Origin of the sequence: Chitinophaga agrisoli (assembly GCF_008386695.1) — a bacterium.
Classification (GTDB): domain Bacteria; phylum Bacteroidota; class Bacteroidia; order Chitinophagales; family Chitinophagaceae; genus Chitinophaga; species Chitinophaga agrisoli.
In genome coordinates this window covers 697,150-722,366 of sequence record NZ_VUOC01000001.1, presented here as the reverse complement: position 1 = coordinate 722,366, position 25,217 = coordinate 697,150, and the positions used below count along the sequence as shown (strand labels likewise).

The 25,217-nt window shown below is 48.9% G+C and carries 23 protein-coding genes and 1 tRNA gene; 12 read left to right on the top strand and 12 right to left on the bottom strand.

Going from position 1 to position 25,217, the window contains the following annotated elements; all coding sequences use genetic code 11:
- The first annotated feature begins 61 nt into the window (after nt 1–61).
- Entirely contained in the window at nt 62–757 is a 696-nt protein-coding gene (locus tag F0L74_RS02955; RefSeq protein ID WP_149836332.1) for a YjjG family noncanonical pyrimidine nucleotidase, read from the top strand.
- A gap of 106 nt (nt 758–863) precedes the next feature.
- On the opposite strand, the gene F0L74_RS02950 is transcribed toward F0L74_RS02955, so the two are convergent.
- The 5 genes from F0L74_RS02950 to F0L74_RS33195 form a co-directional block, all read right to left on the bottom strand.
- On the bottom strand, nt 864–1,100 hold the full coding sequence (locus F0L74_RS02950) for a hypothetical protein (RefSeq protein ID WP_149836331.1): 237 nt from the start codon (nt 1,098–1,100) through the stop codon (nt 864–866).
- A 10-nt stretch (nt 1,101–1,110) separates the two neighbouring features.
- Complete coding sequence (locus F0L74_RS02945) at nt 1,111–1,764, bottom strand: phosphatidylserine decarboxylase family protein (RefSeq protein WP_149836330.1); 654 nt, start codon at nt 1,762–1,764, stop codon at nt 1,111–1,113.
- A gap of 63 nt (nt 1,765–1,827) precedes the next feature.
- The gene (locus F0L74_RS02940; RefSeq protein ID WP_149836329.1) at nt 1,828–2,715 is read right to left on the bottom strand and encodes a phosphatidate cytidylyltransferase; all 888 of its coding nucleotides are present in this window, start codon (nt 2,713–2,715) and stop codon (nt 1,828–1,830) included.
- Between the two features lie 44 nt (nt 2,716–2,759).
- Nucleotides 2,760–2,978, bottom strand: coding sequence for a putative signal transducing protein (locus F0L74_RS02935; RefSeq protein ID WP_149836328.1), 219 nt, complete (start codon nt 2,976–2,978; stop codon nt 2,760–2,762).
- Nucleotides 2,978–3,556, bottom strand: coding sequence for a CPBP family intramembrane glutamic endopeptidase (locus F0L74_RS33195; RefSeq protein WP_188315833.1), 579 nt, complete (start codon nt 3,554–3,556; stop codon nt 2,978–2,980). The genes F0L74_RS02935 and F0L74_RS33195 overlap by 1 nt, the downstream gene beginning before the upstream one ends.
- Before the next feature lie 430 nt (nt 3,557–3,986).
- Here F0L74_RS33195 and dusB point away from each other — a divergent pair, with 430 nt between their 5' ends.
- The 3 genes from dusB to proC all read left to right on the top strand — a co-directional run bounded on the left by dusB (nt 3,987) and on the right by proC (nt 6,606).
- Nucleotides 3,987–5,054, top strand: coding sequence for a tRNA dihydrouridine synthase DusB (dusB, locus tag F0L74_RS02925; protein WP_149836326.1), 1,068 nt, complete (start codon nt 3,987–3,989; stop codon nt 5,052–5,054).
- 33 nt (nt 5,055–5,087) lie between these two features.
- Entirely contained in the window at nt 5,088–5,657 is a 570-nt protein-coding gene (locus F0L74_RS02920) for an NUMOD4 domain-containing protein (protein ID WP_149836325.1), read from the top strand.
- A 148-nt stretch (nt 5,658–5,805) separates the two neighbouring features.
- Nucleotides 5,806–6,606: a pyrroline-5-carboxylate reductase gene (gene proC, locus F0L74_RS02915; RefSeq protein ID WP_149836324.1), complete on the top strand. Its 801-nt coding sequence runs from the start codon at nt 5,806–5,808 to the stop codon at nt 6,604–6,606.
- Between the two features lie 9 nt (nt 6,607–6,615).
- On the opposite strand, the gene F0L74_RS02910 is transcribed toward proC, so the two are convergent.
- The 6 genes from F0L74_RS02910 to F0L74_RS02885 form a co-directional block, all read right to left on the bottom strand.
- The gene (locus tag F0L74_RS02910; protein WP_149836323.1) at nt 6,616–7,119 is read right to left on the bottom strand and encodes a SixA phosphatase family protein; all 504 of its coding nucleotides are present in this window, start codon (nt 7,117–7,119) and stop codon (nt 6,616–6,618) included.
- 226 nt (nt 7,120–7,345) lie between these two features.
- The gene (locus F0L74_RS02905) at nt 7,346–9,073 is read right to left on the bottom strand and encodes an amidophosphoribosyltransferase (RefSeq protein ID WP_246197612.1); all 1,728 of its coding nucleotides are present in this window, start codon (nt 9,071–9,073) and stop codon (nt 7,346–7,348) included.
- Nucleotides 9,074–9,338: 265 nt separating this feature from the next.
- Complete coding sequence (locus tag F0L74_RS02900; RefSeq protein ID WP_149836321.1) at nt 9,339–10,721, bottom strand: peptidylprolyl isomerase; 1,383 nt, start codon at nt 10,719–10,721, stop codon at nt 9,339–9,341.
- Between the two features lie 166 nt (nt 10,722–10,887).
- Nucleotides 10,888–14,361 (bottom strand): translation initiation factor IF-2, encoded by a 3,474-nt coding sequence (gene infB / locus F0L74_RS02895; protein WP_149836320.1) that lies wholly within the window; start codon nt 14,359–14,361, stop codon nt 10,888–10,890.
- 129 nt (nt 14,362–14,490) lie between these two features.
- A complete protein-coding gene (gene nusA / locus F0L74_RS02890; protein WP_149836319.1) occupies nt 14,491–15,738 on the bottom strand; it encodes a transcription termination factor NusA in 1,248 nt (415 codons plus the stop codon).
- Between the two features lie 24 nt (nt 15,739–15,762).
- Nucleotides 15,763–16,245: an LSm family protein gene (locus F0L74_RS02885; protein WP_149836318.1), complete on the bottom strand. Its 483-nt coding sequence runs from the start codon at nt 16,243–16,245 to the stop codon at nt 15,763–15,765.
- A 174-nt stretch (nt 16,246–16,419) separates the two neighbouring features.
- Here F0L74_RS02885 and F0L74_RS02880 point away from each other — a divergent pair, with 174 nt between their 5' ends.
- The 3 genes from F0L74_RS02880 (at nt 16,420) to F0L74_RS02870 (ending at nt 17,411) form a co-directional block, all read left to right on the top strand.
- Nucleotides 16,420–16,749, top strand: a complete 330-nt coding sequence (locus F0L74_RS02880; protein WP_213086875.1) for a DUF2752 domain-containing protein — start codon at nt 16,420–16,422, stop codon at nt 16,747–16,749.
- A complete protein-coding gene (locus F0L74_RS02875; RefSeq protein ID WP_188315832.1) occupies nt 16,746–17,099 on the top strand; it encodes a TM2 domain-containing protein in 354 nt (117 codons plus the stop codon). Before F0L74_RS02880 ends, F0L74_RS02875 begins: the two co-directional genes overlap by 4 nt.
- Nucleotides 17,100–17,168: 69 nt before the next feature.
- Nucleotides 17,169–17,411 (top strand): hypothetical protein, encoded by a 243-nt coding sequence (locus F0L74_RS02870; RefSeq protein ID WP_149836317.1) that lies wholly within the window; start codon nt 17,169–17,171, stop codon nt 17,409–17,411.
- Nucleotides 17,412–17,499: 88 nt separating this feature from the next.
- Here the strand turns inward: F0L74_RS02870 and F0L74_RS02865 are convergent, their stop codons facing one another.
- Nucleotides 17,500–18,129 (bottom strand): HAD family hydrolase, encoded by a 630-nt coding sequence (locus F0L74_RS02865; protein ID WP_149836316.1) that lies wholly within the window; start codon nt 18,127–18,129, stop codon nt 17,500–17,502.
- Between the two features lie 104 nt (nt 18,130–18,233).
- On the opposite strand from F0L74_RS02865, the gene F0L74_RS02860 reads away from it, so the two are divergent.
- From F0L74_RS02860 to F0L74_RS02840, 5 genes are all read left to right on the top strand, one after another.
- Nucleotides 18,234–19,838, top strand: a complete 1,605-nt coding sequence (locus F0L74_RS02860) for an FG-GAP repeat domain-containing protein (RefSeq protein WP_188315831.1) — start codon at nt 18,234–18,236, stop codon at nt 19,836–19,838.
- Between the two features lie 140 nt (nt 19,839–19,978).
- Nucleotides 19,979–20,052, top strand: a tRNA-Ile gene (locus F0L74_RS02855).
- A 126-nt stretch (nt 20,053–20,178) separates the two neighbouring features.
- Complete coding sequence (locus F0L74_RS02850) at nt 20,179–21,135, top strand: hypothetical protein (RefSeq protein ID WP_149836314.1); 957 nt, start codon at nt 20,179–20,181, stop codon at nt 21,133–21,135.
- A 200-nt stretch (nt 21,136–21,335) separates the two neighbouring features.
- Nucleotides 21,336–23,795: a DUF2339 domain-containing protein gene (locus tag F0L74_RS02845; RefSeq protein WP_149836313.1), complete on the top strand. Its 2,460-nt coding sequence runs from the start codon at nt 21,336–21,338 to the stop codon at nt 23,793–23,795.
- Nucleotides 23,788–25,020, top strand: a complete 1,233-nt coding sequence (locus tag F0L74_RS02840) for a hypothetical protein (RefSeq protein WP_149836312.1) — start codon at nt 23,788–23,790, stop codon at nt 25,018–25,020. The genes F0L74_RS02845 and F0L74_RS02840 overlap by 8 nt, the downstream gene beginning before the upstream one ends.
- Nucleotides 25,021–25,217 lie beyond the last annotated feature (197 nt).

Here is a 25,217-nt window from a genome sequence, read left to right as displayed (position 1 = left end):
AAGCAAGATTAAAAACCGGAAAATAAGAAAAATGTATGTTAGTGCGTAACTTTGCGTTGTGATGAAGTACAAGCATATTTTCTTTGACCTGGATCATACACTCTGGGATTTTGAGACCAACTCCCACCAAACACTGCAGGAATTATTTCATACGTTTGACCTGAGCAGCCGCGGCGTACCGGCTTTTGAAGCATTTTACGATACGTATGTGGTACATAATGAGATACTTTGGGACCGTTTCCGTAAAGGGTTAATAAACCGTAATGATCTGCGGTACAAACGTTTCAGCAGGGCTCTGCTGGATTTTAAGATCGGTGATGAGCGCCTTTCACAGGCGTTAAGCGATAAATTCCTGGAAGTGCTGCCTACCAAAACAGCGCTTTTCCCATATGCGGTAGAGGTGCTGGAATACCTGCGGGATAAAAAATACCCTCTGCACATGATCACCAATGGATTTGAGGATACCCAGTGGCGTAAGATGCGAAGCTCAGGGATTGATCACTTTTTTACACATGTGATCACCTCTGAACAGGCTGGCAGCCTGAAACCTTACCGGGAGATCTTTGATTATGCCATTAACAAGGCTGCGGCTACAGCTACCACCAGCATCATGATCGGGGATGCGTTGGATCTGGATATTACCGGCGCCTATAACGCGGGTATAGACCAGGTATATTTCAACCCCCGCGTACCGGCTACAGGCATACAGCCTACCTATACCATTTCCTGCTTAAGCGAATTAAAGACGATCCTGTAATGTCTTTATAAACAGAACGGGTGACCAAAGGCGGAGGAGCATTTGCAGCTTCCTTTACTTTTGGTCACCCGTTTTATTATTACTACGTGCAGGCACGCAGTGGATATTATGGCTTAACAGCAGTTTCTTTCTTCACCGGTTTGGCGCTGGCCATCCGGAGGCTGGCTGTTTTGGAAGGCTGCATACAGCAGGCTTTTGTCTTGGCTGTAGCGCTTTGTTCCTTTTTACAGCAGGTTTTGCCGCCATCTTTCTGGCAGCAGGCCTTGTTCTTCCCCTTATCCTGGGAAAATGCCGTGCCGGTAATAAGCAGGGCCGTGGCAAATGTTAAAAGAAGCTGTTTCATATTCAAGGGTTTATAATTGGGCAATAATGGTCTGACCGCCTTTCACCGTTTGCTCCAGCTGCACGTTTACAGGGGTGCCAACCGGCAGGAAAATATCCACACGGGAGCCGAATTTGATAAAACCCAGCTCTTCATTCTGTTTTACCTGCATACCCGCTTTCAGGTAATTAACGATACGGCGGGCCAGGGCGCCGGCAATCTGGCGTACCAGTACTTCTGCCTTACCATTCCCGATCACGACCGTATGGCGCTCATTCTCTGTGGAGGACTTAGGATGCCAGGCCACCAGGTATTTACCCGCATGGTATTGGGAGAGTTTTACCTCTCCGCTGATAGGGTTACGGTTTACGTGTACGTTGGCAGGGCTCATAAAAATGGATACCTGTAAACGTTTATCCTTAAAGTATTCTGGTTCAAAGGTTTCCTCGATCACTACTACCTTACCATCGCAGGGAGAGATCACCAGGGACTCATCGTGTTGCATATCCCGTGCAGGGATACGGAAAAAAGAGACAATGAACAGGAACAGGATCACGGAAATGATGAAAAAGCCCCAGCTTAACGCCGGCAGCTGTCCCAGGAAATAGAATACGGCTACATTTACCAGCGCCAGCACCAGCGCAGTTAGTATAATTGTGCCTGACCCCTCACGATGGATCTTCATGTTGTGTGTTGATTTGTTATTTAAGGTTTATCAGTAATGCGAAGGTAGTATAATTACGAATTATCAGGGTATCATAAAGGAATGCACATAGATCCAGGCAAAGGGTGCTGCCAGCAGCAGGGAGTCAAAACGGTCCAGGAAACCGCCATGTCCCGGCATAATATTGCCGGAGTCTTTTACGCCCGCCATCCGCTTTAGCTTAGACTCCAGCAGATCGCCTGCCGTGCCAAATATGGCGGCAATGCCGGCCAGGGCCAGCCAGTGCCGCAGATCCAGCCATTCCTGCCCCCAGTAGTAACCAAATATACCGGCTACGGCTACGGCCAGTATCATACCGCCTACAGAGCCTTCCATCGTTTTCTTGGGAGAAATGGAGGGGAAAAATGGCGTACGCCCTATGAGGGAGCCTATGATATACGCCATGGTATCGTTGATCCAGATAAAACAGATCAGCAGCAGGGGGATCATCCAGCCGGGCTGACCGCCTGCGCCGGTGCTGCCGGTGAACCGGATCATACTGTCACTCAGGCGGATGTCTATCAGCAAACCAAGGGATACGGTAATGTACAGTAAGCCCAGGGCGGAATAACCAATGTTTTTCAGCGAAAAGTCCTTGCTCAGTAATATCTCCCCGATAGGTAGCACCAGCAGGAAAATAACGGCCAGCCACCAACCCAGGAAGCCCAGGGAAATGCCGGCGGCCAAAAAAGCTTCGCCGGTAAAGGCCATGATGATGGCGCAGCTGGCTATCAGCACGCCCCAACGGTGCCAGGCAGAGGCTTCGCGGTAATCCGCATCTACCTGGCGTATAAGTTTAAAGTATTCCTGGAGGGCAAAGAAGTTGACCAGGAAGAATAACAGGAAAAAGGTAAAAGGGACCCATAAGATTCCTCCAAGCATAACTGCCACAAAAACCAGCGCGGAGGCAGTACGGGTAAAAAAAGTCTTCATTAGCTATAATTTGGTAAAAACCGGAAGTAAACATTCCATACTTCCTACATTGTACTTCTGCTGTCGTTGATCAGCGCTACCGCCTCGGCAGCCTGGGATGCATGTACATAGATCTCTGCCTGTCCGGGTAACAGGCTTATATACGAAGAGTCCTGCCTGTTCAGTACCACGGCATTAATACCGTTCTCCTGCAACATGCCTTTTACCATTTCTGCTTCAAAAGCCCGGTCTGTAGCAAATATCCTTATCCAGTCCTTTTCCATTATTCTATTGGTTTTACGGGTTGCTCCGGCAATTTAGTACGTTTATATAACACCCACAACAAAGCAAGGGTGACCAGGGCGCTGATAAGAGCTACATGCCAGGAGGTGGTGCCGCTTTCGGAAAGGTCCTCTTTGATCAATTTGGCCTGGAACAGGTACACGGCCACCACCTGGAAGCCGTTTACGAAAAAATGTCCGGCAATAGACAGCCAAAGGTTACCACTGAGATGGTAGATGGCGCCCAGTAGAAGGCCGAGCAGCAGCCGGGGCACAAAACCCAGCGCCTGCATATGTATGGCGCTGAAAAGGGTAGCGGTGATGAATATGCTAAGCCAGGGCAGTTTTACCATCTGGGTAAAAATGCGTTGCAGCACCCCCCGGAAAAACACTTCCTCAGCAATAGCGGGTAAGACGGCTATCAACACCAGGTTTATCAGGAGATCCGCAAATGTGGGCATCTTCAACATACGTTGCACCAATACATCTGCCTGTTCCTCCATCTGACGCCAGGAGGCGGGTATGGGCCAGTGCTGGTTCCAGGCCGCGCTGAGGTCTACTGCCCAAAACGAGCAAAACATTATCAAAACTGCTAATACCAGTGGCAGGGCGGCAGGCTTGCTACGCAGGCCTAGCCACGTAAGGGGGGCCGGTTTGCAGAGATAGGCGAAAACCAGGCCAGGCGCTAAAAACCCTATCAAAGTATACAGAAATTGTATTAATTTCAAGTAGCCGAGAACTTTAGGACCAGTAGCATCCGGTTTTTGCAATTGTTCTATAGTGTAACCGCTCAGGGCAGGGAAACCAAGAGAAAGAAACACCAGATAAATCACGGTAAAACCGATAAAGATTCCTAAAAAGGTCACGAACTGTAACGAAGGAGAAGATTGTCTGAGATAACCGGGCATAAACGTCAGCTGTGTTAATTTTGCGTAAATTTACAGCGCTAAAGCCAGTTGGCAATAGCTTACTAGCCCTGCAACCCTACTGCAACTAACAAAGTAATAAAAAATGGCAAAGATTGGCAATATTGACCTGGGGGAATTCCCCTTGTTGTTGGCTCCCATGGAAGACGTCAGCGACCCGCCCTTCCGTGCGGTGTGCAAAGAAAACGGCGCTGACCTGATGTATACGGAGTTTATTTCTTCGGAGGGACTTATACGTGATGCCATAAAAAGCCGTCAGAAACTGGATATTTTCGACTACGAAAGGCCTATCGGCATACAGATCTTTGGAGGCGATGAGGAGCCAATGGCTATGGCGGCCCAGATAGCGGCTGCCACCAACCCGGACCTGGTGGATATCAATTTTGGCTGCCCGGTAAAAAAAGTGGTCAGCAAGGGCGCCGGCGCCGGTATCCTCAAAGATGTGCCCAAAATGATAAAATTGACCGCAGCGGTGGTAAAAGCCACCTCCCTGCCGGTAACCGTAAAAACGCGCCTGGGCTGGGATGATGACAGCCGTAATATTGAGGAGGTGGCAGAGCGCCTGCAGGATGTAGGCATTCAGGCCCTCACCATCCATGGCCGTACCCGTACCCAAATGTATAAGGGCAACGCAGACTGGACCCTCATAGGTAAAGTCAAGAACAACCCGCGTATACATATCCCCATTTTTGGTAACGGTGATATATCTACGCCGGAACAGGCCGTAAGCGCCCGGGAAAAGTATGGCGTAGACGGGATCATGATAGGCAGGGCCGCCATCGGCTACCCCTGGATCTTTAACGAGATCAGGCATTTTATACAAACGGGTGAACATTTACCGCCTCCAACTGTTTTGGAAAGAGTAAGGGTGTGTAAAAAGCATTTGTACCATTCTATCGCCTGGAAGGGAGAGATAGTAGGTATCCTGGAAATGCGCCGCCACTACACTAACTATTTGAAAGGTTTACCGCATATAAAAGATTTCAGACAACAATTAGTAACTTACAAAACACTGGCAGAACTGGAAGAGGTTTTAGATGCAATAGCCACACAATACAAGGATCATATTTTTGAAAGGACAGCTCCCCAAATAACGGAAGACGATGATCTGCCAACGGATAATGAGATGGAACATTGTAACGTTTACGGTTAAACCCCAGGTTCACTTTATTAAAATTACTTTCACATGGCCACAATTAAAAACTTGAAAAACGAAGTCTGGAAAGACTTGCAGATTAAAAACAAATCTGCCTTGCGAAAAAGATATGCTGTGTCTAACATGGGGAGAGTGATCAGTTATCATGAAGAAATAGAGGATGGCAAATTATTATCCGGCTCTACCGTAGAGGGTTATACGGTGCTGAACGTAAAGCCGGCTGATAGCTATCAATCCCTGTATTTACACCGCGAAGTAGCCAAGCTGTTCAACAAAAGGCCGGGACGTACACACAAATATGTCATTCACCTGGATTACGATAAAAAGAATAATAAAGTATCTAACCTGCGCTGGGCTACCAAAGAAGAAATGGAACAGCACCAGCAGAACAGCCCCGCTAAACTAGCCTATAAGGAAAAACAGCGTAACCGTCTGAAAGGGCTCAAACTGAATGTGAACAAGGTAAAAAGTATTAAACGCCTGCTGGCTAAACCCGGTAAGCGCACCATGAAACAGATAGCAGAACAGTTCGATATCAGCGAAATGCAGCTGTACCGCATTAAAAGCGGCGAGAACTGGAGCCATGTACACGCGGATTAAAGCCTGGTTTCCCAGGAATGATCAATAAATGATGTTGTCTGACTAAGGCCAGACCGCTCCGTTAACAAACGGGGACGGATGGCCTTAGTTTTTTTAGATAACATTTAGCGTTTTCCGGGCTATTTTTGTTAAAATCAAATGAAAGGATATGTCAACTAAGAAAATTGCAATTATTGGCGGGGGTAACCTGGGCTCAGCCATTGCACAAGGCGTATTGAAAAGCGGTTTTGCCAGCGCAGCTGACATTATTATCACCAAACGTAATATTAACACCCTTTCCGGCCTGAGGGAGCTGGGCGTGCAGGCAGAAACAGACAATGCTAAAGCTATTGCAGCTGCTGATGTTATAATTGTAGCATTAAAGCCATATAATATAAAGGAAGTCCTGGGCCAGGTGAAAAGCGCTTTTGATCCCGCCAGGCATATGCTCATTAGCGTGGTTACCGGCGTAAGCATGGATGAGCTGGAGGAGATAGCCGGCGCCGGTATGCCCGTAGTAAGGGCTATGCCCAATACCGCTATTGCCATACAGGAATCCATGACCTGTGTATGCCATAAGAACGCCAGCCCGGAGCAAGCCGCGTGGGTATTGGAGTTGTTTAACCAGCTGGGCGTAACCGTAAGTATTGATGAAAAGCTCATGGATGCCGCTACCGTACTGGGCGCTTGCGGTATTGCCTATGCCCTGCGTTTTATACGCGCCAGCATACAGGGTGGTATTGAAATAGGGTTTGATGTACGCACCGCCAATCTTATAGCAGCCCAGACAGTAAAAGGCGCCGCGGCGCTGCTGATCAGCGGCAACCGCCATCCGGAAGAGGAAATAGATAAGGTAACCACCCCTAAAGGCTGCACTATCGCCGGCTTAAATGAAATGGAACACCAGGGTTTCAGCTCTTCCCTGATAAAAGGGATCACAGTTTCCTATAATAAGATCGTAAAAGGATAAGGTAAGGGGTTAAACTACTTCCTGTTTGGGATAATCAAAGAACAGGAACTTCTTTGACGCCCGGTCAAAATCCTTCCAGGAATCGGTGTCCGCCTCAATGGCAAAAATGCCGGCGGTGGGCACATTGTCTATCCTTATTTCTTCTGTGAGATAGTTAGCAAAATCTGTGATACCCGGGTTATGGGCAAAAATGGCCACCACATCAAAATCATCATCAATTTTATTAGTGATCACCTTTAGAAAAGTAGAGGCATAACAGAGATACAGCTCTTCCTCCAGCAAAATAGCCTCTTTGGGATATTTCCACTCCCGGGCCATGATCCTGGCAGTGCTGCGGGTTCGTTTTGCCGGACTTGCAATGATGAGCTGGGGCACTTTTCCCTTTATGAGCAGGCGGGCGGCCATCTCCGGCGCATTCTGCTTGCCGCGCTTGTTAAGGGGCCTGTCAAAATCGTCCATGTCAGGATCGTTCCAGCTTGATTTCGCGTGACGGATGAGAAGCAATGTCTTCATACGCTGAAAACCATTAATGACCATAACGAAAATACGGATTTTCAGAATTAGCAGAAAGTTAAAGCCTTGGCGCAAACTGGTAATCAGCCCTGAGTTGATTTAAGATAAAATTAACACGCAATAGTTGCATGAATAATATCATTCATTAATTGTATGTGACGTGTTAAAACTATGAACGCCATATACCTGCTGGCATATGGCGTTCATAAAAAATATAGTAATAAGTTTAGTAACCGCGCTCGTTCCTGCCTTCCATATAGTTCATAAAGGCTTTGTTCACCACCCGGTTGCCGCCTGGGGTTGGGTAATTACCGGTAAAATACCAGTCGCCCAGGTTATTGGGACAGGCTTTATGCAGGTTCTCTATAGACTGGTAGATCACATCCACCTTGGCATTGATGCCGGCAGGGGTAATGATTTGGGCAATCTTGGCGGAGATCTCTTCTGTAGTAAATGGTTTGTAAATGTTGCGTACCACATTCTGTGCATGCAGGGTGTTGGTGCGTTGCAGCTCTTTACACAGGCCGTAGGCTTCCTGCAGTATATATTCCTTACCCTGCTCTTTCAATAAGGCAATAGCCGCCTGGAAAGCAACAAAATCGCCCATCTTGCTCATGTCTATACCATAGCAGTCCGGGTAGCGGATCTGCGGCGCAGAGGAAATGATGATGATCCGTTTAGGGCCCAGACGGTCCAGCATTTTGATAATGCTTTCCCGCAGGGTAGTGCCCCGCACAATGGAGTCATCTATTACCGCCAGCGTATCTATACCGGGCCTTACCGTACCGTAAGTGATATCATACACGTGCTGTACCATCTCATTACGGCCGGAATCTTCTGCGATAAAGGTCCGCATCTTCACGTCCTTGATGGCGATCTTATCTATGCGTACCCGGCGGTTCACCATTTCTGACAGCTTGGACTCGTCAAAGTCCTTACCCCATGAAAGGATACGCTCTATCTTAATACGGTTCAGGTAATCTTCCAGGCCTTTTATAAGGCCATAGAATGCTACTTCTGCTGTGTTGGGTATAAAGGAGAAAATGGTATTACGAAGGTCGTTATCGATCGCTTTCAGGATGGTCTCTGACAGGTTATAACCCAGGTTAGACCGTTCCTTATAGATCTTTTCATCATTACCACGGGAGAAGTAGATCCGCTCAAAGCTACAGGCTTTACGTTCCTGCGGCTCCAGGATCTGCTCTATACTGTACTCGCCATCGTTCTTTACGATCAGGGCATTACCGGGCATCAGTTCCAGCACTTCGTTCTCCCCTACATTGAAGGCGGTACGGATGGCAGCCCTTTCAGAGGCGGCTACGATCACGTCTTCGTTAATATAGTAGTAAGAAGGGCGTATACCATGTGGATCGCGGATCACAAAGGAATCGCCGCTGCCCATAAGGCCGCATACGTGATAACCGCCATCGAACATGGAGAAAGCCTGCCGCAGGATATGTTTTACATCCAGCCCGTTGCGCCGCTCTTCATCTTCCTGGCAAAGGAAATGGTAAACCACTTCCAGCATGGCTGCCAGATCGCTGTTGCGGTGTACTTCGCCGGGGTCTACCCCTACAAATTTGAATAGCTCTTCTGCATTTACCAGGTTAAAGTTACCGGCAATGGCAAGATTGCGGGCCGGTATAGTGTTGTGGCGTACAAAAGGATGGCAGAGCTCAACATTGTTCTTGCCCTGGGTCGCGTAGCGGAGATGGCCCAGTAACAGCTCTCCCAGGAAACGCACGTGCCCTTTCATCAGACCGGGATACTTGGTGATCTCAGGCTGATATTTCTCTATTTCATTGATCTCGTCACGTACTTTGCTGAAGATGTCGCCGATGGCTTGTGGGGCGCTGCTGCGGAGGCGGTGCATGAAGGGCACCCCGGGTTCTGTGTTCAATTTTACGGTGGCGATACCTGCGCCATCTTGTCCGCGGTTGTGCTGCTTCTCCATCAAGAGGTACAGCTTATTGAGTCCGAAGAAAACCGTTCCGTATTTCTGTTGATAATAGGAAAATGGCTTTCTTAATCTTATGAATGCTAGGCCGCATTCATGCTTTATCGCGTCACTCATCCCGTTTTGAAATTGAAGACGCAAAGTTACGGTAAAAAAAGTTAACGTAAGTATAAAGCACGTTTGGAGACGGGAGGTGCTGTAACCAAAACGGCCCGGTCAATGATCTAACCGGGCCGCTTTGCAATATGTTTTAGTTATGCTGCTACTGTTTTGCCATGGTAGCCAACCATTTGGAGATATTGTTACAGGTTTTGTACTCATCATCCACATGGATATAATACGTAGGGATCTTTTCCATGAGCCATTTATTCACCGCCTCACCTTGTTTAATCTGTAAAGTACGTTGCTGTATACGGGCATAATCGTCTTTTAAATTCTCGCGGTGCGGCTGGGTGCGCGTTTTCAGGTATACCAGGCGTACGCCGGTGCGGCCCTGCTCATCCGTAAACTGAACGGGGGTAGTGATCTGGCCGGGTTTCAGGGTATCCAGCATCAGCACAATATCGCGGGTGGAGGGATCGTCCAGCTGGTCAATGGTGATAAGCGTACCGCCATTTACCCTGCTTTGCAGCATACCGCCGTCAAACTTGGCCATCTGCGCATCACTGTACTTGGTCACTGCCTCGCTAAAGGTGTAGGTATGGTTCAGGATCGCTGTACGGATGGTATCCAGTTTCTTGGTGGCCAGTTCAATATCAGATTTGGTGATATTGGGTTTTACCAGGATGTGCTGCACGGTCACGTTATCGCCCTGGCGGCGGATACATTGGATCAGGTGGTAGCCAAACTGGCTTTTAACCGGGGTAGAGATCTCGCCTTCTTTTAAACGGAAGGAGGCGGCCAGGAAATCCGGGTCCCAGGAGCCCTTATCCTGCCGGTTAAGGACGTAAATACCTTTATTATCCTTTACCCCCGGGTCTTCTGAATAGAGGATGGCCAGGGAGCTAAAATCAGATTCTTTCTTTTCTACGCGTTTTTTGAAGTCCAGCAAACGGTCTACAGCGTATTGCTCCATTTCCTTGGTGGCTTTGGGCAATATGATCAGCTGGCCTATTTCCAGCTCAGACTCATAGAAGTGAAGGCTGTCCTTGGGAATGCTCTCATATTCCCGTTGAACTTCGGAGGGGGTTACTTTGATAGCGTCCACGATCTTATCGCGCATGGCCTTGGCCTGTAATCCTTCCTTAATAGGAGTGCGGAAACGCTCGCGCAGCTGGTAGATAGAGTAACCGGTTACTTCCTTCATCTTTTCGCGGGAGCCGTACAGGTCTTCGAAGTAACGGATACGGTTCTCGATCTGGCCGTCTACATCCGCATCGCTGATCGGCAAGCTGTCGCGTTCTGCCTGCAGCACCATCACCTTTTGGGCAATGATCTGCTCCATAATACTACATGAGGCATTGGGAGGCAATGAGTTATCCGGCGAGTTGCGCTGCTGGTTCATCAGCTCTCCGTCTATATCGGATTTTAAAACAATCTTGTCGCCAACAATAGCAGCAATTTTATCCGCTACCATTCTTTGCTGACCCACAGAAGACTGCCACAGGAACAGGGCGCCCGCGGATAATGCCAGTAATTTATTCATATTAGAGAATGCAGTGAAGTTCAAAAATAACCAAAAAGCCAGCGGCCAAAGCCCGGACGGTCTGTTTTAACAAAATTTTATTAGCTAAAAAACGAAAGCAAAAAGCTGAAAGCTACTGCAGCGGGTCCGCCTTGGGCTTTCAGCTTTTTGCTTTACACGTATGGTATTATAACGTACGTTTTACTTCTACCTCTTCAAATCCTTCTACAATATCGCCTACCTTCAGATCGCTATAGTTCCTGATACTAAGGCCGCACTCCATATTGGATACCACTTCCTTCACATCATCCTTATAACGTTTCAGGGAGCCCAGCTCACCGGTGTAGATCACGATACCGTCACGCACCAGGTTCACACGGGTGTTACGGGCCAGCTTACCATCCAGTACAAAACAACCGGCTACGGTTACCTTGTCGAAACGGTAAGTTTCGCGTACTTCCACGTTGGCCACCACTCTCTTCTCGATCTTCGGTTCCAGCATGCCTTCCATGGCGCTCTTCAGTTCCTCGATCGCGTCGTAGATGATGGAGTAGGCGCGTATTTCGATATTTTCTTTCTCTGCCAGCTTAGCTGCCTGGGAAGACGGGCGTACCTGGAAGCCTACGATGATAGCATCTGATGCGGTAGCCAGCAATACGTCAGATTCTGTGATCTGACCCACCGCCTTGTGTACCACGCTGATGGCTATTTCCTCAGTAGACAGCTTCTGCAGGGAGTCGCTCAACGCTTCTACAGAACCGTCAAAGTCACCCTTGATGATGATATTGAGCTGTTTAAAGTTGCCCAGTGCCAAACGGCGGCCAATTTCATCCAGCGTAATGTGCTTCTTGGTACGGATACCCTGCTCGCGGACGATCTGGGCGCGGCGGTTAGCCACATCCTTGGCGTCTGCTTCATCTTCATACATCTTGAACTTCTCACCAGCCTGCGGAGCGCCGTTCAGACCCAGTAACTGTACAGGGCTGGAAGGTCCGGCTTCGTCAATACGCTGACCGCGTTCATTGAACATGGCCTTGATCTTACCGTAGTAAGCGCCGCTCACGATGGTATCGCCCTGGCGCAGGGTGCCGTTCTGTACCAGTACAGAGGCTACATAACCACGGCCTTTATCCAGTGATGCTTCTATGATGCTGCCGGAGGCTTCGCGGCCTGGGTTAGCCTTCAGTTCCAGCAGTTCTGCTTCCAGCAGTATCTTTTCCAGCAGTACATCTATGTTTAAACCGTTTTTGGCAGATATTTCCTGGCTTTGGTATTTACCACCCCAGTCCTCTACCAGCAGGTTCATACCGGCCAGCTGTTCCTTGATCTTTTCCGGGTTAGCGCCTTCTTTATCTATCTTGTTGATAGCGAACACCATAGGCAGGCCTGCTGCCTGTGAGTGGGAGATGGCTTCACGTGTCTGCGGCATGATGGCGTCATCTGCTGCTACTACGATCACCGCAATATCTGCGGCCTTGGCGCCACGGGCACGCATTGCCGTAAAGGCTTCGTGACCAGGCGTATCCAGGAAAGTGATCTTTTTACCGGTGGCGGTAGTTACCTGGTAGGCGCCTATGTGCTGGGTAATACCCCCTGCCTCACCGGCTACTACGTTAGCGCTGCGGATATAATCCAGCAAAGAGGTCTTACCATGGTCTACGTGACCCATGATGGTCACAATAGGCGCTCTGGGTTGCAGATCCTCTTCTGCGTCTACTTCTTCTTCCTCCTCCTCTGTATCTACATCGTCTATACCTATAAATTCAACTTCATAACCAAACTCGCCGGCTACCAGCTCTATCACCTCCGCATCCAGGCGTTGGTTGATGGATACCATGATACCCAGGCTCATACATTTGGAGATCACTTCGGCAAAGCTTACATCCATCAGGTTGGCCAGTTCGCTCACGGAAATGAACTCCGTTACCTGCAGTTTGTTGTTTTCTGCATTCTGGTTAGCCATCTGTTCGGCCAGTTCATGCCGTTTGTCGCGGCGCTGCTTGGCTTTTATGTTCTTGCCACGGCCACCACCGCCCAGTTTGGCCATGGTTTCCTTGATCTTGTTCTGTATCTCGTTTTTGTCAATTTCTTTGTCTTCCGGACGTTTGTCGCGGTCGCGGTTAAAGCCCTGACGGTTATTATCGCGATTGCCGGGGCCACGGTTTCCTCCGCCTTGTCCAGGTCCGCGGTTACCACCTTGTCCAGGTCCACGGTTAGGCGCGGCATGCGGTCTGCTGGCGCCTGGGTGCGGCTGGTGGGGGCGGCTGCCTCCCTGTCCCTGACCAGGTCCACGGTTGCCGTCACGGTTTCCACCATGTTGACGGTTATCGCCCTGGCGGTTACCGAACCGGTTGTTATTATTATCACCGGTACGGTTGGCGGGCGCAGGAGCGCCTTCCCGTTTATCGTCCTTGGAGAATTCTTTAGGCTGGATGGGCTCCGGTTTCTTTTCAACGATGATGCGCTTGCGTTTGCGCTTTTCATCATTGTTGTTGTTATTGTTCCGGTTAAAGTTCCCTTTATTATCGCGCCGGTCTTGTTGAACGGGCAGGTTGATCTTGCCGATCACTTTAGGACCGGTCAGTTTCTCTGCCTGGATATTCTCAATAACAGCGTTGCTGTTGTCATTATCTTCCTGAGACGGTTCCGCGTCCGGCGCTTGTGCGGCCGGTTTTTCTGCTTGTACCGGCGGCTGCTGTGGTTGCGGTTGCGGGCGCTGTTGTTGTTGCTGCTGGGGAGCTGCCGGCTCCTCTTTTTTCGCTGCCACTGGCTCAGGCGCTTTTACAGGCGCCGTCTCTTTCGGAGCAGGCTTTTCCTGTGGTTGCTCTTCCTTAGCAGGGGGAGGCGTAGGTGGCCGTTGCTGCTGAACTACCACGGGTTTTTCAGGCGCCTTGGGTGTTTCCACTACTACTGGTGGTTCCTCCCTGGGGGGCGCCTTTTCTTCCGGCTTTTCAGCTACGGGTGCAGGCTTTTCTTCCTTCACCTCTTTTATTTCTTTCACCTCTTTTGCTTCCGGTACTGTGGTTTCCGGTTTTGCAACAGGTTCTTGAGCTTTAGGCGGGGCTTTTTCTTCCACAGGCTCCTCCTTCCTGGCGGCGGGCTTTTTGCCCTGCAGCGCATTCAGATCAATGGTAGCCACAACTTTAGGTCCGTTTAAGCGGGGTGTTTCTGTTTTTGTTACTTCTGCCGCGGGTGGCGGTGCAGTTTCCTGCGGCGTTACCACGGGAGGCGGTGTGGGAGGAGCTACCGGTTGCTGCGCCACTACAACTGGCTTAGGTTCCGGTGCTGGTTCCTGTTTAGGTTTTTCAGCCTGGGGTGGTGGAGTGGGAGTCTCTATGGCCGGAGCGGGCTCCTCTTTCGCTTCTTTCTTCTTACTCGCCGCTGCCGCTTCTGCTGCTTCCTTCTCCTTTTTCTTCATTGCATCTAACACGCTTCCTTTAGGCAGGGCTATCTGGTCGCTTTTGCGCTTGTTAGCCTTGTCCTGCTGGAATTCTGACTGCAGGGCTGCATACATCTCAGCCGTCAGACGGGCATTGGGTGATCCAAAGCCGTCCGTTGAATAGCCTTTATTGGCAAGGAAATCGATCAACGTTTCCTTACCAATATTGAATTCTTTGGCAGCAGCCAGCAATCGTGGTGTGTTGTTTGTTACTTCGGGCATATGTGATTTATCTCGGGCCTCCCCTTTTTCCCGTTGGCTAACGGGACTCCATTTTTACATTTAATAATAACTCAAAGATATCCATTCCAAGCGAACCCTGATCCTGGGAAGGTTTCCGGACGGGGCGCGCTATTCCTTATCAAACTCTTCCTGTAATATTCTTCTTACCTCTTTTACAGTTTCTTCTTCCAGGTCAGAACGCCGCACCAGCTCTTCAGAGGTCAGATCCAGCACGCTGCGTGCTGTGTCACAACCAATACGCTTTAGTTCATCGATCACCCATTCTTCGATCTCATCGGAGAATTCTTCCAGATCCACGTCAAATTCGGTTTGTTCCTGTTCCTCGTCACGGAATACATCAATTTCGTATCCCGTCAATTCACAGGCCAATTTTATGTTTACCCCTTTTTTGCCGATGGCCAGGGATACCTGGTCTGGTTTCAGGTAAACTGCAGCGTATTTATTGTCATTATCCACCTCCTGGCGGCTGATCTTGGCGGGTGTTAAAGCACGCTGGATAAGCAGCTGAACGTTGGCAGTGTAGTTAATGATGTCAATATTCTCATTCCGTAACTCCCTTACGATACCGTGGATACGGCTACCCTTCATACCAACGCAGGCGCCTACGGGATCTATACGGTCGTCATAGGATTCTACCGCTACCTTGGCCCTTTCGCCCGGTTCGCGAACGATCCTCCTGATCACAATCAGTCCGTCAAAGATCTCCGGCACCTCAATTTCCAGCAATTTAGCAAGGAAGGAAGGATGTGTACGGGAAAGAATGATGAGCGGAGCATTGTTTTTCAGCTCCACTTTTTTTACAACTGCCCTTACGTTTTCGCCTTTTTTGAAATAGTCAGTCGGTATTTGTTCAGATTTAGGCAATATTAATTCATTCCCTTCATCATCCAATAATAAAACTTCTTTTTTCCATACCTGGTACACCTCCCCGGTTACGATCTCGCCTACGCGGTCTGCGTACTTTTTTACCAGGATATTCTTCTTCAGGTCGCCGATACGGGCAGAAAGTGTCTGCTTGGCGGCCAGGATAGCCCTGCGGCCAAAATCCTGGATCTCCACTTCCTCGTAGAGGTCTTCCCCTACCTGGTAGTCAGGTTCTATACGTATGGCTTCGGAATAAGCTATTTGCGCGTTGTCATCTTCCACTTCTCCGTCCTGCACAATGGTGCGGCGGCGTAATATTTCCAGGTCACCTTTTTCTGTATTTACAATTACATCAAAGTTCTCATCAGAGCCATACTTCTTCCGGAGGAGCGTTTTGAAAACGTCTTCCAATACCTTCATCAACGTTGGGCGGTCAATATTTTCCGCCTCCTTAAACTCCGTGAATGACTCAATCAGGTTAATACTAGCCATTGTTTTGGTAATTATAATTATGTTTTAAAACACGATGCACACCACGGTGTGCTTAATTTCAGTAAAATGTATATCCAGTTGTTTTTTCTGATCCGGTGCTGGTTTACCCTTCTTCTTGGCCGGAGCCTCTTCCAGGGTGATAAAATCTTCACTCACCACAACCAGGTCGCCCTCCTTTACAGAGCCGTCCAGTAAGGTTACTTCCACCTTACGGCCAATATTCTTCAGATATTGCCGGTGCATCTTCAACGGCTCATCCAGGCCTGGTGAAGAGATTTCCAGCGAAAAATCGTTATCAGGGAATATGCCGTCCGCTTCTAATTGAGCATATAGGGCGCGGTTCAATTGCACCAACTTTGCTACCGGCACACCCTTGTCCCCGTCCACAAAAATTTTTACATTATTAGTGGGCTTGATTTTAACTTCTACCAGGAAGTAATCCGGATCCAGGGCGAGCAGCGCTTCTGTAAGTTGCCGGATAGAGGCGATCACTTGTTCGTTTACCATACCTAACTGAAAAAACGAGAAGGGGACCGTTTCCGTCCCCTTCTTTTGAATCTTTTACCTTTGCAAAATTAGGATTTTATTTTGATCCAAAAACTATTTCTTTAACTTGTAGTAAATATTTGGAGCGGGCAAAACGCCCGGGGGATACGGATTGCAAAATATTATAATACATTGGTGAGTTACCCTGATATGCGCCTGATCACCTCCATAAAAAACCTTCATATAGAACTGCTGGTGTGGCCCCTTGCCCTCACCGCGCTGTATTTCATGAACCCGCATGGCAGCGGCCCCAGCCTTTGTCCGCTAAAATGGCTGGGAGTACCCTGGTGCCCGGGCTGCGGACTGGGACATGCCATTCATTACCTCCTGCATGGCAACTGGAGGGCGTCCTGGAACAGCCATCCAATGGGCGCTTTTGCATTGATAGTACTGCTGTACCGCACATTTGACCTGGCCAGACAGGCCTTCCGGAATTCGAGTTACCTTAAAAACAATCCCATATGAATGAACAATCTTTTGCAATCCTGCCTGGTATTCAACAGGAAGAGCTGATCTGGCTGCAGGAACTGACCAGAAACTACACCGCTGAGCAAAAAAGTAAATTCCTGGTGGTATACCAGGGCCGCCGCAAAGATCCTCAGACCATATTGATCTGCTGTCTCATAGGCCTTATAGGCCCCGCAGGCATACACCGCTTTCTGCTGAACCAGATAGGCATGGGCATCCTGTATATCCTTACCCTGGGACTTTGTTGGATAGGTACCATTGTAGACGCCATTAATTACCGCAAGCTCACCTGGGAGCAGAATAAGAAGGAGGCCGTAGAGGCCGCGGCGCTGCTGGGGCTGAACTGAACGTTAAAGAAAGCTTAAAGAATCGTCATTCACCGGCACAGGTAGCGGATATTCTGCTACCTTTGTTGTATGATTAAGATGCTCTTTGCCATATTCCTGTTATGGCTATTCTATAAATTGGTATTTGATTTCATTGTGCCTGTTTACCAGTCTACAAAACAGGTAAGGCGCCAGATGAGCGATATACAGGACCGCCTGCGCCAGCAACAACAGCAGCAACAACAACAAACCCGCCAGGAAGAGCAGCAACAGGCCGCCCGTCAACGCCCGGTTGACAAAGGTGATTATATTGACTTTGAAGAAGTGAAATAGTCTCCCGGCGCCGTAAAGTCTCCATTACGCATATCTTATATCTCCTGCCACGGAAAACCGCGGAGGTCCGGATTTCCCCAGATCTGTATTAGCGGCTGGTAGCCGCCTTAAATATCTCCGAAATAGTCTTAGGCGCCTGTAAATGAATGGTTTGTAATCCCACCGCCTTGGCGCCCTCAATATTAGGCAGGGTATCATCAATAAATAATGTCTCCGCCGCGTCCAGCCCGTTTTCGTCTAATATCAGCTGGTAAGCTTCTTTTTCCGGTTTCCGGTAACCTATCAGGTGGGAATAGTATACCTTATTAAAAAAGGCCGCCAAAGAAGGGATGCCCCTGCTTTCCTGCAGAATGGCATTGAATTTATCCAGGTGTATGGCGTTGGTATTGCTTAGCAGGTACGTATTATAATGTAGTTGTAATTGCTGCAGCAGCTGGAGGCGTTGCAGGGGAAAATCCAGCAGCATGGCATTCCAGGCGGCAATGATCTGCTCGTCCGTTACAGCGGCCGGCACATGTTCATGCATAGCTTCCAGGAAGACATCCGGCGCTACCCGGCCGGTTTCCAGGTCGTCAAACAGCCGCGAGCCCTGGAACTGGCTGTATAAGCTGGTAAAATCCTTTACCCCCAGCTCCCCAAAAGCCTTATAAGTAAGCTGGTAATCAATATTGAGGATCACGCCTCCCAGGTCGAAAATTATGTGCTTTATCCCTTGCATGCCGGTCAAAATATTTGCAAAGCTGCAAATTAAAGCTGTATTTTAGAAATGTACCGGTACACGTTATGGAACATTTATGCAATAACCCAGGATCAATAGCCAGTATGCAAGCAATGCCGCACCAGCAATTTCCACCGGAAAATAAACACCCTGCAGGAAGCAAGGGATCCTCTTATCTTTCGTTTATACACTACCGGTACCTGTTACTGCTGCTCGTAATAACAGCCTGCGGCGAAACCGGAGCCAGCATCCGGCGGGTAAAAAGAGGTAGCCAGTTGGCGCGCCAGTACTGCAGTTCCTGCCATGCATTCCCCAGTCCCTCCCTGTTGGATAAGACCACCTGGGAAAAGGATGTACTGCCCGCCATGGGCGCCCGGCTGGGCATCAACACCTTTCACGGCAGCTATTACCCGGCGGCTGTATTATCAGATACCCCCGGCACTACCGCTAATATCATACAACCAGACGATTGGGATAAGCTCGTGGAATATTACACCACCGTAGCACCCTGGCAGCCCTTACCGCAGGACAGGCCCCAACCGGTTAGCCGCCAGTGGCCACACCTGTTTAGCATAAAAGAGCCCGCCTGGCAATGGACCATTCCACCGCTGACCACCTATGTGGGCATAGACACCCTGCGGCGTCAACTATGGGTGGCCGATGGGCATGACAGTCTCCTGCATATATATAATGACCAGCTGCAGCCATTGCAGCAGCTGCATACCGCCAGCATGGTATCAGATGTGGTGCTGCCCGGTAAAACCGCCGCCAGTATGGGATATATTACCTGTATAGGTACCCTGTTCCCATCAGACGCCCGCCGGGGCAGTATACAGGGCCTGTTGCCCGGGCAGGATAGCATGCAACTGTTACCCGCTCCGCTTAAAGACCGCCTGCCCCGCCCTGTACAAACCCTTCCTGCAGATTTTAACAAAGACGGCCGTACAGACCTGCTGGTTTGCGGTTTTGGGTACAACCAGGGGTATCTGGCCTGGCTCGAGGGCGACAGCACGCATATCCTGTTGCCTTTTCCTGGTGCTATAAAGGCTTGTATTAGGGATGAGGATCATGATGGCCTGCCGGATATATGGGCACTGTTTGCCCAGGGTGATGAAAGTATTTGGTACCTGCATAATACCGGCAACGGCCGGTTTGAACCACAGCGCATACTACAGTTCCCGCCCTCATACGGTTCCAGCAGCTTCACCCTGCAGGATCTGGATCACGATGGGCAGGAAGACATCCTCTATACCTGCGGCGATAACGCAGACCTCTCCAAGGTGTTGAAAGCGTACCACGGCGTATACATCTACCTGAATAAAGGGAACAAACGCTTTGCCCTCCAATATTTTTACCCGGTAAATGGATGTTATAAAGCGATTGCCCGGGACTTTGATATGGACGGAGACCTGGACCTGATGACCATTTCCTTTTTTGCCGACTATGGCAACCAGCCGGAAGAGGCCCTGCTGTATTTCGAGAACCAGGGCGGCTTTAATTATATTACATACACATTGCCCGCCAGCCGCCAGGGCCACTGGATCTGTATGGATGCGGGAGATATAGACGGAGACGGGGATCTGGATGTGGTATTGGGCAACCTGTCCCACGGCCCGGTCAATTTCCCCGGCCTCGGTACAAACTGGGAAAGAGCGCCTTCATTTATCTTATTGGAGAACAATAAACGGGCGCCAATAAAAAAAGACTGAAAAAGTTGGAGCAAATGAATAAAATTTTTAGCTTTGCCGTCCCTTGAAAAAGGGACACCCAGAGAAGTCTATATATAATTTAGTCTGATTGAGAGTTAGTTGAAATCAGGTTTTTCAAGAAATTTGTCCGGTAAAGGACGGGTCCTATAGCTCAGTTGGTTAGAGCACCTGACTCATAATCAGGGGGTCCCAGGATCATGCCCTGGTGGGACCACGAGATAAAAAGCAACCGTTAATTGGTTGCTTTTTTTATGTTCATAAAATATCAGTATCCCTTCCCTGACCGGGAAAAATAACCCGGATGATTATAATTTATTTGTTAACATAAACGCTATTACCTATGAAATTTAACTATTTGATCCTGGCCAGTGCGCTATGCATTGGTGTTTCCTGTCAAAAAAGCAATAAGGATGTTAGTCCGGAAGCTGCAGATGCAGGCTTCAAGAACGTAATGCTGACCTTTAGTGGAGACATTACTACATCCCAATCTCCCCTGGGAAGAAAAACAGATAATAACTCAGTTGCCGCCAGAACATTCGCAGATAGTACCGTATATGCTATTACCGTGAAAAAGAACGACGTAGCTGTTTATTATGGATTTTACAATCGTCCGGACAGCGTAATGCTGAAAATTCCTAATAGCGGAAACATTATCGTAGAAGCGCTTGCTATACGAAAGGCAACAGGTCCGGGATTCTATTGCTATAATGCTTATGATGATAAGATCGTTTATCCATGGCTGGGAAATATAGCTGAGAATAGAATGGATACCCTTACAGGCAGTCTTTATTACAACATTGACTCGCTATACAGATATAACATGTTTACTGAAGATGGCACTAGTGTGAGTGATCTGACAACCACTAACTCAGAAGCCGACTCTTATGTAGGAAGGATCAGTTTTGCTTCTGCACAGACTCCGGCACAGATCACCCTTTCCATGAGAAGAGTATCATTCGGGATCCGCTATAATACTTCCAATTTCAATAGTGGCCGTTTGCTTGTAGATTTTGCAGATGTAATGCCCGCAAAGGCGTTCCCTACCACATATGATCTCTCGAAACAGTTTATTTATACAGCTAATGAACTGCAATGGCGTGATTCTACTAAACCAGTTAATCTTACTGTAAAATGGGAGAAGCCAGACGGCAGCATCGTCGTAGTTGGTCAGAAGAATGTTACTTTCTACCGGAATGTGCTGACGAACGTTAATATAACTGTTCCTAACCAGAGCACCGGAGTTCCGCAAATGCCGCTTGATACTAATTGGCAGCGGACAGCAAATATAGATTTCTAGGGAAGCGTACCAGGATTATTGCCCTGTTACACCATAGAAGAAGCAACCTTCACGGAGGTTGCTTTTTTATTTCCTGGTTAAAACATAGCACAGCGTCCCAGGTAGTGATCGTAATCACCCCTTTCCCACAAAATTGGTACTCTCAGAAAAATTAATTATCATATAATTGTACTATCTATCTATACCTCATTCCATGAAATATGTTTGAAACGATCATTTTTCTATTACTCGTCGTTGTACTCATTGTATTGTTAACGTTCAAGGCCAATACTGGCAGGGCCATTACCATTCTACAATCCGAGATAATACAATTGCGGGAACAACTAAAAGCCTACCGGGAAAAGTTGGCAGAAACGCCTCCCGTTGTAAGAGAAGCGCTGCCTAGACCCCCCGAAACGGAGATGCGGCCGGCCCCGGATGCCATGCGGGTGTCTCCGCCGGTACCAGAACCGGCCCAGCCAACACCGCCAGTTGAAGCCGCCACCCCAATACAGGAAGCCGCTATTCCGGAATCTGCGCAGCCAACGCAAACCATCCCCCCGGTACGCGAAGCCGCTTTTACCGCTACCAGGGAACCAGAACCAGAACAAGAAAAGCCTTCTTTTTGGGATAATTTCCTGGATAAGAACCCTGACCTGGAAAAATTCATTGGCGAAAATCTCTTCAACAAGATAGGTATCGCCGTACTCGTCCTGGGCATTGGCTTCTTCCTCAAATACGCTATAGATAAACAATGGATCAACGAAATAGGCCGCACCTTCATTGGTATCATTTGCGGCGGCCTGTTGATAGGTGTAGCGCACCGCCTGCGCAAAACCTTCGCCCCGTTTAGCTCTGTATTGATAGGCGGCGGGGTATCCGTGCTCTATTTTACCATTACCATCGCTTTCCATCAGTATCATCTCATAGGCCAGACACTGGCGTTTATATTAACTGTCCTCATTACGGCATTCACCGTGTTTTTATCCCTGGCGTATAACCGTAAGGAGCTAGCCATCATCGCCATCCTGGGCGGTTTTTCCGCGCCCTTTATGGTAAGTACCGGAGAGGGTAATATTCCTGTATTATTCAGCTACATCCTTATCCTGAATATAGGTATGCTGGTGCTGGCTTATTTCAAGAAATGGAATGTGGTGAATGTGATCTGTTATGCGGCCACCGTGATCCTGTATGGCAGCTGGCTGGTAATGTCGCTGAACCAGACCACACCGGCCAGGCCTGTTCCCTATGCCGCGGGGTTGATATTCGGCACACTGTTCTACCTGGTTTTCTTCCTCATGAATGTGGTGAATAATGTAAAGAACCGGGCCCGGTTCAGCTACCTGGATATTAGTATCCTGCTCACCAACACCTTCCTGTACTACGCCGCTGGCATGGCCATCCTGTACCAGCTAAGCGGTACAACCTACCAGGGTTTGTTCACCGTGCTGATAGCCGTGTTCAATTGTGCTTTTGCTTACAGTTTGTATAAAAATGAACGGGTGGATCGTACCCTCATTTTCCTGCTCATTGGCCTGGTGCTCACTTTTGCCAGCCTCACCGCGCCGGTACAGCTGCATGGCAACTATATTACCATGTTCTGGGCGGCGGAAACGGTGCTGCTTTGCTGGTTGTGGCAAAAATCCGGCATTGTGCTCATGAAATATGTATCTGTGATCATTTTGGGCTTAATGTTCGTTAGCCTGGTCATGGACTGGACCCAGATAGAGGATCCGGGGGCAAGACATCTGCTGCCTTTCATCAACAGGGTATTTATTACAGGCGCTGTTGCTGTAGTAGCGGTATTCCTGCTCCTTAAACTGAGCCGTAATGAAGCCCGGGAAAGACCATTTGTATTGGATATACCGGTAAAATTGTACAGGGTCGCGCTGGGCTTCTTCAGTATCGTGCTCATTTATATAACCGTCATACTGGAGCTCTGGTACCAGAGCAGCTTCTATTTCCCGCTGCTTACGCCGGTGGTGACAGGTACTTTTAATTATGTATTTGTGACCGTGCTGCTCTTTACGTGCCGCCGTCGCGGGAACTGGCGCCAGTTCGTCGCCTTGGGCCTGTGCATAGGCCTCGCCCTGGCCTGGGCATATCCGCTGTACTACAACTGGGCGGTCATTGACCTGAGAACGCAGGTACTGGCCGGCAAGGCGCCCGCTGCCTGGTTCTTTATCCATTATCTCCTGCCCATAGGCTGGGTATGTATCCTGTACCAGCTCTACAGGATAGTGCTTTCTTTTGAGCGTAAGGATTATATGGTGGCTTTTCAATGGTTTGCATCGGTGATGGTGCTATATATGGCCAGCGCCAGCCTGGATCAGCTGGTGGCATATATAGCCGGCGGTTCAGGGCCTGCGTTGGAACAGGTACTGCATAACACCCACCGCGTAGGCTTTGCTATCCTTTGGGGCGCTTTTGCCTTTGTGCTCATTTACCTGGGCCTGCGCTGGAAATCAAAGATGATACGCATCATATCCATCTCTGTGTTTGGGATTACCTTGCTGAAACTGTTCTTTTTTGACTTTGCCGGATTGGGAGAAGGGGGAAAGATCGCAGCCTTTATTTCCCTGGGTATCATTCTGCTGATCATCTCATTTATGTATCAGCGGTTGAAACGTATCCTTTTTACTGACGAATCATCCACCATTGCACCGGAAACCCATGAATAGATACTTATATACCTTATGCCTGTTGACGATAGGGCTTTCTGCAGCAGCACAGAACGCGCTTCCTCGGTATACCTGGCAGGCACGCGTGCCTGCAGTAACGCAAACAGGGTTTTACAATATCGCGCTAACGCCGGATATACTGGCCCATCGTTTTCCCCAAAGCATACGCTTGCTCAGGGATAGCGTAGAAGTGCCCTTCCTGCACGAAGAAAGGTCTGGAGGATTTGACGCCGCACGGTTTGACACCTTTCACATGGCGGAATATACCCGCCTGCCTGGAAAATCATCCACCATTATCTTTCATAATGATGGCAAAGACACCCTTACCCATTTTGAAGTCGTGTTCAAAAATGCCTGGATCGTCAAAACCATGCGTATCAGCGGCAGCAATGACCAGCATAACTGGTTTGGCGTAACAGATGCTTTCCCATTCGACCCTGTAAGCGCGGTAGAGAACACAGCTAATACCACACTGATAAAACGGATCGCGATACCCCCTTCTGACTATACCTGGTACAAGCTGGAGATAAACGACTCTGCCAGTGCCCCAATCCTCGTGGAAAAGATTGGCCGCTATACCACTAATAGCATTGCGGCAGCGTACGTGGCGCTGCCGTCGCCAGGGATAAGCTACAGTCCCCGCAACGACAGGCAGGAATCGAAGGTATTGCTGCAATTCGATCGCCCTTACCGGATCAGTAAACTATCTTTCAGTATTACCTCCCCCTCATTGTATCATCGAGATGCCAGCATTGCCACCCCCGCCGGCAATGGCATGGTTAATAAGATCCAGTCCTTTGTCATCGCTTCAGACCAGCCTTCACAAGTGGTGTTGGATGTACCGGGAAACTACAAGGAACTATACCTTGTGATCTACGATGGCGATGACAGGCCGCTGCAGTTTGGCGGCGTTAAAGCCTGGCAGCTAAACGGCTACCTTACGGCCTACCTGGAAAAAGGATATTCATACCTGCTTACCGGAGGTGATCCCACTATAGAAAGCCCGGTATATGATCTTGCCTATTTCCGGGACAGTGTGCCCACTAATATACCGGTACTACAGCCGGATGCCACCACTATCATTCCACGCAAACCGCAAAAACCTGTGGCAGAACCACTCTTTAAAAGCAAATGGTGGATCTGGACCGCCCTGGCAGCCGTTATTATCTTCCTGGTATTCATCGTGCTGCGGATGCTGCGCGAAATGCAGGCGGGCAAGAAATAGCCGGCACAACTGTTTAATAATCATAGGGAACAGGTTGTTTAATAGGCATTTTTCCGTTATCTTCATTAGCGGAATGTTCCTTTAACCTAACCCCCATGGTCAATGCTTATTAACACCCCCACTTACCGTCTCAACGGCATAGGCACAACACTGCCTATCCAACCTTTTATATATAAGAGCTGGTATACGCCTTGTTT